Origin of the sequence: Neorhizobium puerariae, assembly GCF_042429745.1 — a bacterium.
Classification (GTDB): Bacteria; Pseudomonadota; Alphaproteobacteria; order Rhizobiales; family Rhizobiaceae; genus Neorhizobium; species Neorhizobium puerariae.
Genome location: NZ_JBHMAA010000077.1, coordinates 208,244 through 216,534, shown reverse-complemented (window position 1 = coordinate 216,534; position 8,291 = coordinate 208,244). Strand labels below are relative to the sequence as shown.

Genomic DNA, 8,291 nt, shown 5'->3' with positions numbered 1-8,291 from the left:
GTTCTCATATCAAAACGTGACCGTCACTGTGTCTTCAAATGAGGCTTCGATAAAAGCCCCGCGAAACACCGCCGACCACGTTTCTCTTTCTTCCAATATTCAATTGTCAAATAACCGACGAAACCGACACAAAAGCCAATCACGTCATCCATCACAGAGCCAAACCGTAACCCGGCCCCATCAGCATTCCAGCCAACTTCTCAGTGATTTTGCAGGAGCAAATCTCGCGATTTCTCCAGAACGAGGAACTTCGTCGCCAGCAGCGCCGCCGCCCTCGTCAGTGACACGGCTTATAGAGGCTACCACAATATCAAGTCAACAGGGGTTTCCGAGAAAAGATCGAGAATCTTACAACCAATTGAAAAATAATATGAATTATGAATTCATGGGCATCTCGGAGCCGTTAACAATCGTTAACGCGCTTCTTTCCGAACGCCCTGCGGCCGCCCTGGCGGCGCCAGCCCGGCGGATGCGGTTTTTGCCCGTTCTTGTGTACCTGCGTTAAAACATGCGATAGCGAGAGGACTTCGAAAACTCTCCAGAAAGTGGGTCCCGTGCGCGTTCTTTCCGAAGCCTTCATTCCCGAGCTGCCGAACTATTATCGCGGCAAGGTAAGGGAGAACTACGACCTGCCCGACGGCAGCCGCATCATCATCGCCACGGACCGCTTGAGCGCCTTCGACCGCATCCTGACCTCGATCCCCGACAAGGGCCATGTCCTGACCCAGACCGCCCGGTACTGGTTCGAGGCCACCCGGGACATCTGCCCCAACCATGTCATCTCCTATCCGGACCCGAACGTGGTCATCGGCAAGCGGCTCGACATCCTGCCGGTCGAGATTGTCGTGCGGGGCTATCTCGCCGGCACCACGGGCACCTCGCTTCTCACCCTTTACAAGAAGGGCGAGCGGAAAATGTACGGGCTCGACCTGCCGGACGGGCTGAAGGACAACCAGGTCCTGCCCGAACCGGTCATCACTCCCACCAGCAAGGCCTTCGATGGCGGTCATGACGAACCCCTGACGCCAGGGGAGATCGTTGACCGGAACCTGCTTACGGCCGGGCAGTGGGAAACGCTTTCCCGATATGCGCTGGCCCTTTTCGCCCGCGGTCAGGCACTTGCGGCAAAGCACGGCCTGATCCTGGTGGATACCAAGTATGAGTTCGGCACGGACGCCGCGGGCAATATCATTCTGGCCGACGAAATCCATACGCCGGACAGCAGCCGCTACTGGATCGCCGACGGTTACGAAGAGGCGTTCCGGCAAGGCAGGCGGCCGAACAGCTTCGACAAGGATTTCATCCGGGCCTGGGTCGTCGAGCGCTGCGATCCGTACAAGGACGATATCCCGCCGATCCCGGTCGAACTGATCGAGGAAACCGCCAGGGTCTACCGCACGGCCTATGAGACGATCACCGGAGAGATATTTGTACCGGAGACCAGCGGCGGGACGGTGCTGGACCGCATCCGGAAGAACCTGGAACCCTATTTCGAGAAGCATTGACTGGCATCGGAGGCTTATCGGCATATTTCCGGCGATGAAGGTACGAAGACCAAGACGCAAGGCGGAAGAGACGCGGGAGGATATTCTGCGCACGGGGGAAACGCTGTTCCGGGAACAGGGCATCGCCAAGTCCTCCATCGCCGATATCGCCCATGTGCTCAACATGTCGCCGGCGAACGTCTTCAAGCATTTTCATTCCAAGAGCGCATTGGTGGATGCGATCTGCGACCGGCACGTCAACCATATGATCGGCCGCTTCAACACGTTCGATGAGCCCGTTCCCGCGCCGGAGCGGCTGACGCTCGTCGTGCGCAAGCTGATGGAAGCGCATCTTCGCGATATCCGCGAGAACCCGTACTTCCTGGAAATGATCTTCGTCATGTCCGAAACGGACCTGCCGAGCGGACGGCATTACAAGAGCCTTCTCGAAGGCTTGTTCTACGATCTCATCCGCAAGGGCGCGGAAGACGGCGTCTACCATTGCAAGGACCCCGGGACGGCCGGCCGCCATGTCGCAGCCGCCTTTGCAAGCGTATTGCACCCCGTCTTCCTGGCCGCGGCGGACGAGATGGAATTGCGGGAACGCTGCGCGGGACTTTGCGGACTTGTGAATGCTGCGCTGCAAAATCCACTTGAAAAGTGACGATTATTGACTTACGTCACTTTTCAACCGGCAGAACATGGACCGAATCGTCCTTTCCGGACCGCCACTGTTCTGACCGCCGAAGACGGGTTACCTTCTCCGACCTCCGCCCCGGCATAATATGTCTTGCCGCGGCAACCACCCAGATGTTTTGCCTTGGATGACGCCATGACCGGACGCAGACTGATCCTTCCCCTGTTCTTTTCCGTGGCGCTCGCGGCCTGCAGCGATTCAGGCCAGCAGCAGTCCCAGGGAGCGGCCGGGGCTCCCCAGCGTCCGCCCCAGCCGGTCAGCGTCGTGACCCTGCAGAAATCCGAGCAGCCTCTCACCACGGTCCTTTCCGGGCGGGCGGCGGCCTTCCAGTCCGCCGACATCCGGCCGCGGGTCGGCGGCGTGATCAAGCAGATCGCGGTGAAGGAGGGCAGTTTCGTCAAGGCGGGCGATCTTCTCTACAAGATCGAGGACGATACCTATCTCGCCTCCTTCGCCGAGGCCCAGGCCGCGCTGGAACGGTCCGAGGTGAGCGTTCCGGCAGCCGAAGCCAATCTTCAGCGTTACGAGCGGCTGGCCAACAGCGGCGCGTCGCAGAAGGAATATGAAGACGCCCGCACCACCCTGCTCCAGGCCAGGGCATCCGTTTCCGAGGCGCGTGCGACACTGCAGACGGCTCAGATCAATCTCGGCCTTACGGAGGTCCGCGCGCCTTTCGATGGCGTCACCTCGGCCACGAAATTCTCGGTCGGCAACGTCGTCACCGCAAGCCAGGCCGACGCCCTGATGACGCTGCGCCAGATCAACCCGATCTACATCGAGTTGAACGAATCGAGCGTGAACCTGCTGCGCCTGAGGGCGGCGATCGCCGGAGGAAAGCTGCAGCGCAAGGAAAACGACGACACGACCGAAATCCGCCTCACCCTGGAGGATGGTTCCGACTATCCTCACATCGGCAAGCTCGACATGTCGGAAATGGCGGTCAGCACCACCACCGGCACGGTTTCCATACGCACGCTGTTCGACAATCCCGACAATCTCATCCTGCCGGGAACCTATGTGCGCGCCACCATCACGGTGGGCAGGGAGACGGGTTACCTCCTCCCCCAGCGCGCGGCCGGACGAAACGCGAATGGCGAGCTCACGGCGAAATTCGTGACGGCGGACAACAAGGTGGAAACACGCACCTTCCGCAGCAGCCAGCTTTCCGGCAACAACTGGCTGGTCACCGACGGAGTGAGCGACGGAGACAAGCTCATCGTCGACGGTTTCCAGTGGATCGCCGACAACGCCACCGTCAATCCCGTTCCTGCCGAGATCGATTCCAAGGGCTTCGTCATCGAGAAGCCCGCGGCCGGCGGATCTCCGGCACCCAAATCGTGATGTCTCGCGGCATGCCCGGCAATATCGTGATCAGGAACTAGGTCATGTCCCATTTCTTCATTCGGCGGCCGATCTTTGCATGGGTCATCGCCATCGTCATCATGCTCGGTGGCGTTCTTGCCATCAACACCCTGTCGATTTCGCAATATCCGGAAATCGCTCCGCCCACCGTGCGCATTTCCGCCTCCTATACCGGCGCCAGCGCCGACACCGTCAAGAAGACGGTGACGCAGATCATCGAGGACGGGATGACCGGGCTCGATGGCCTCACCTATATGACGTCGTCCTCCACGACCGGGCAGGCCAGCATCTCGCTGACCTTCGACAACAGCGTGGATGCCGATATCGCCCAGGTCCAGGTGCAGAACAAGCTCCAGCTGGTGACGTCGCAACTGCCCTCCATCGTGCAGGATCTGGGCATCGAAGTCACCAAGTCGACCTCCAGCATCCTGCTCGTCGGCGCGCTCGTTTCCAGCGACGGCAAACGTTCGTCCGCCGATCTCGGCGACATTTTCTCGACCCAGATCGAAGATCAGGTGAAACGTCTCGAAGGCGTCGGCAGCATCAACTCCTTCGGCTCGGCCTATGCGATGCGGATCTGGCTCGATCCTTTCAAGCTCAGGAAATTCCAGCTCACCCCGGCCGATGTCACGTCCGCCATCCAGGCGCAGAACACCCAGGTCTCGGTGGGTTCGGTGGGCGGCCTGCCGTCCGCCGAAGGCCAGCAGATCAACGTCACGATGACGGCGCAGAGCCAGCTGACGACGGTGCCCGAATTCGAGCGGATCATCCTCAAGGTCGACACCAGCGGCGCGAACGTCCGCCTCAGCGATGTCGCACGCGTGGAGATCGGCCAGGAGAGCTATTCGTCCAGCTCCCGTTCCAACCGGCAGCCTGCCTCGGGCTTTGCGGTCAACCTCGCGACGGGCGCGAACGCGCTCGATACGGCCGACCGCGTCAAGGCCAAGCTGGCCGAGATCGCGCCGGCCCTGCCGCAGAACGTCAAGATCATCTATCCCTATGACACCACGCCCTTCGTTTCGCTATCGATCGACAAGGTCGTCCACACGCTGATCGAAGCCATCGTGCTCGTCTTCGTGGTGCTCCTCGTCTTCCTCCAGAATCTCCGGGCGACCTTCATTCCGATGATTGCGGTTCCGGTGGTCCTGCTCGGAACGTTCGGGATTCTGGCGCTGACGGGATATTCGATCAACACCCTGACGATGTTCGCCATGGTTCTGGCCATCGGCCTGCTGGTGGACGACGCCATCGTCGTGGTGGAAAACGTCGAGCGCATCATGGCGGACGAAGGCCTCGGGCCGCTGGAAGCCACGGAAAAATCGATGGGCGAGATCACCGGCGCGATCGTCGGCATCGCGCTCGTGCTGACCGCGGTCTTCATTCCCATGGCCTTCTTCGGCGGCTCCACCGGCATCATCTACCGGCAGTTCTCCGTGACCATCGTGTCCGCGATGCTGCTGTCGGCCGTGGTGGCGATCGTGCTCACGCCGGCGCTTTGCGCCACCATGCTGAAGCCCATCGACCATCACAAGAAGGGGCGCGGGATCGGCGCATGGTTCAACCGCGGTTTCGACCGGACCACGCATGGCTATGTGGGCTCGGTCGGCTACCTCCTGAAGCGCCCGCTTCGCGTCATGATCATGTTCGCGATCGTGATCGGCGGTTGCGCATGGTTCTTCACGCGGCTTCCCTCCTCCTTCCTTCCGCAGGAAGACCAGGGCGTGCTGATGACCATCATCCAGCTTCCGAACGGCGCGACCAGCGCCCAGACGGCCAAGGTGATCGAAAAGGTCGAGAACTACTATCTCGATCAGGAGAAGGAAGGCGTCCAGGACGTCTTCGCGGTCAACGGCTTCAGCTTCACGGGAGCCGGCCAGAACAACGCACTGGTCTTTGCAAGCTTGCGGGATTTCGACGAACGCACGGACCCGAAGCTCGCGGCCGGCGCGATCGTTCAGCGCGCCATGGGCTATTTCTTCACCCTTCGCGAAGCGCAGGTCTTCCCGCTGCTGCCGCCGGCGATCCAGGGCATGGGCAATTCGAGCGGCTTTTCCATGTATCTCGTCGATAGCGGCAACCATGGTTCCGAAGCGCTGGTGAATGCCTCCAAGCAACTGGTGCAGGCCGCCAACGGCGGCAGCAAGATCACGGCCATGCGCAGCAACGACCGCGATCAGGAAAGCCAGGTGAAGCTCCTGCTGGACCAGGAAAAGCTGAGCGCCATGGGGGTCGGCATCCCCGACGCCAACTCCATGCTCACCACCATCTTCGCCGGCAGCCGGGTCAACGACTTCACGCTGAACAACAAGATCAAGAAGGTCTATGTGCAGGCGGACGCGCCCTATCGCATGCAGGCGGAGGACCTGAAATACTGGAACGCCCGCAATTCCGAGAACGAGATGGTTCCGTTCTCCTCCTTCACGGAAGCGACCTGGGTGAACGGCCTGCCGTCCATCTCGGCCTTCAATGCCGTGACCGGATTCTCCATGGAAGGATCGACCGCGCCGGGCATCAGCTCCGGCGACGCCATGAACGAGGTCGAGCGCCTGGTCTCGGAAATGGAGGGCGGCTATTCGGTGGCCTGGCAGGGCATTTCCTATCAGGAACGGCTTTCGGGCTCGCAGGCGCCGATGCTCTACGCGCTCTCGGTCCTGATCGTCTTCCTCTGCCTCGCAGCACTCTATGAAAGCTGGTCGATCCCCTTCTCGGTGATTCTCGCCGTTCCGATCGGCGTGCTCGGCGCGCTCGCCGCCGCGCATTTCCTCGGGCAGGCGAACGACGTCTACTTCAAGGTCGGCCTGCTGACGACGATCGGCCTGGCGGCGAAGAACGCGATCCTGATCGTGGAATTCGCCAAGGACCGGCAGGAAAGCGGCATGGGCCTGGTCGAATCGACGCTCGAGGCAGCCCGGCTGCGCCTGAGGCCGATCGTCATGACCTCCCTCGCCTTCATATTGGGTGTCGTTCCGCTGGCGATTGCGACCGGCGCCGGCTCCGCGGCGCAGAATGCGATCGGGATAGGAGTGCTGGGTGGTATGCTTTCTGCAACACTCCTCGGAATTTTCTTCGTTCCCTCCTTCTTTGTTGTCGTTAGACGGTTATCAAACCGTGAAAAACGGTAGGATAGAGATTACGTTCGTTAACGAATTAGATTTTTAATGCCGTCAGGAACACGCGAATCGTTCCTGACGGAACAATCGGAAGCGGCCTTGCGTGCCTGACTTCCATGCGTTGTAGGGCACCGGGACAGAAAAATGTTATCCATTCGTGTTGTCGCTCCTCTCACTATGCTCCTGCTTTCGGGCTGCGTCGTCGGCCCTGACCACAAGGCGCCGGAAATCGCCCTGCCGGGGAAATTTGCCGAAGCCGGCGCCACCAGCAACGGCGACGTGTCGCAAGTCGCCTGGTGGAAGGCCTTCAATGACAGTCGTCTGAACGGCTACGTCCAGACCGGCCTCGGCCAGAACCTTGACGTTCTGCAGGCCCTGGAAAGGATCAATTCCGCGCAGGCCAACGTGATCGTCGCCGGCGCGGGCGCCCTGCCGAGCCTGACCGTTTCCGGCGGCAATACGACCAGCAAGACCAATACGAGCCCCGATTCGGCTTCCGACGTCAGGACGAGTGTCACGTCCGGCAATCTCGATGCGTCCTGGTTCCTCGACCTGTTCGGCCTCTATCGCCGGTCGAAGGAAGGCGCGCTCGCCAGCCTCGACGCGGCCTATGCCAGCGCCGACGTTGCGCGCCTGTCCCTGATCTCGCAGGTCGCGGCCGCCTATATCGACGTCCGCTACTATCAGGAGCGCATCGCGATTGCCCGCCAGAACCTCGAATCGCGGCGCGAAACGCTGAACCTCACCAAGCTCCAGCTCGAAGCCGGTGCGGCCTCGCGCCTCGACGTGGTTCAGTCCGAAGGTCTGGTGAACTCGACACTGGCGGAAATTCCGGGCCTGGAAACCCAGTTCCACCGCTCCGCCCACCGCATCGCCACGCTGCTCGCCCTGCCGGCTTCCTCGCTGGTAACCGAGCTGCAGAAGGGCGCGCACCAGCCGGTCGCCCGCTTCAATACCAAGGCCGGCATTCCTGCGGATCTTATCCGCAACCGTCCGGACATCCGCGCGGCCGAACGCCAGCTCGCGTCCGCCGTGGCGCAGATCGGCGTGGCCGAAGCGCAGCTTTACCCGTCGATCACGCTCGGCGGTTCGATCACGCCGCGCTACAACGCCATCGCCGGCAGCCTCGATACGCGCTCGCTGACCTGGTCCTTCGGTCCCCAGCTCAGCCTGCCGATCTTCGACGGCGGCCGCCTGCGGGGCAATGTGAAGATTGCCGAATCGTCGGCACGCGAATCCTATCTCGCCTGGAAGCAAACCGTTCTCGACGCGGTCGAGGAAGTCGAGAACGCGCTGGCCGCCGTGGCCCGCGACCGCCGCACGGTCGACGCTTACCGGAACACTGTGAAGTCCTACCAGGAAGCCTTGCAGCTCGCGACCGCGAGCTACCGGGACGGCGCTTCCTCGCTGCTCGACGTGCTCGACGCCCAGCGTCAGGTCTCGACCGCGCAGGCGAGCCTCGCCCAGGCGGTGCAGCAGGTCGCGCAGGACTACGTTTCCCTCAACGTCGCGATCGGCGGCGGCTATGCCTTCGGCAAGGCCGACACCAGGGTCGCTTCGGTTGTGGTCAAGAAGTAAGTTCACCCGATCTACCGCAGACAAGAAAAAACCTCCGGAGCAACCGCTCCGGAGGTTTTT

6 protein-coding genes are annotated in these 8,291 nt (G+C 61.5%); all 6 read left to right on the top strand.

Translation table 11 applies throughout. The annotated features are described in order from the left end of the window. On the top strand, nt 1-505 hold a 505-nt coding region (locus ACFFP0_RS32035), incomplete at its 5' end, for a hypothetical protein (protein ID WP_377266281.1). 49 nt (nt 506-554) lie between these two features. Beyond that, nucleotides 555-1,505, top strand: a complete 951-nt coding sequence (locus ACFFP0_RS32030; protein WP_377266280.1) for a phosphoribosylaminoimidazolesuccinocarboxamide synthase — start codon at nt 555-557, stop codon at nt 1,503-1,505. Between the two features lie 34 nt (nt 1,506-1,539). Next, nucleotides 1,540-2,148: a TetR family transcriptional regulator gene (locus ACFFP0_RS32025; RefSeq protein ID WP_377266279.1), complete on the top strand. Its 609-nt coding sequence runs from the start codon at nt 1,540-1,542 to the stop codon at nt 2,146-2,148. Nucleotides 2,149-2,316: 168 nt separating this feature from the next. Next, nucleotides 2,317-3,522: an efflux RND transporter periplasmic adaptor subunit gene (locus ACFFP0_RS32020; RefSeq protein ID WP_377266278.1), complete on the top strand. Its 1,206-nt coding sequence runs from the start codon at nt 2,317-2,319 to the stop codon at nt 3,520-3,522. A 44-nt stretch (nt 3,523-3,566) separates the two neighbouring features. After that, nucleotides 3,567-6,665, top strand: coding sequence for an efflux RND transporter permease subunit (locus ACFFP0_RS32015; protein WP_377266277.1), 3,099 nt, complete (start codon nt 3,567-3,569; stop codon nt 6,663-6,665). Between the two features lie 132 nt (nt 6,666-6,797). Then, nucleotides 6,798-8,231 carry an efflux transporter outer membrane subunit gene (locus ACFFP0_RS32010; RefSeq protein WP_377266276.1) on the top strand — a complete coding sequence of 478 codons (1,434 nt, stop codon included), beginning with the start codon at nt 6,798-6,800 and terminating at the stop codon, nt 8,229-8,231. Nucleotides 8,232-8,291: the final 60 nt, after the last annotated feature.

Bases quoted from the DNA above. Each gene is read 5' to 3' on its own strand.
- ACFFP0_RS32015 (WP_377266277.1), top strand. From the start codon at position 3,567: ATGTCCCATTTCTTCATTCGGCGGCCGATCTTTGCATGGGTCATCGCC.
- ACFFP0_RS32020 (WP_377266278.1), top strand. From the start codon at position 2,317: ATGACCGGACGCAGACTGATCCTTCCCCTGTTCTTTTCCGTGGCGCTC.
- ACFFP0_RS32010 (WP_377266276.1), top strand. From the start codon at position 6,798: ATGTTATCCATTCGTGTTGTCGCTCCTCTCACTATGCTCCTGCTTTCG.
- ACFFP0_RS32025 (WP_377266279.1), top strand. From the start codon at position 1,540: ATGAAGGTACGAAGACCAAGACGCAAGGCGGAAGAGACGCGGGAGGAT.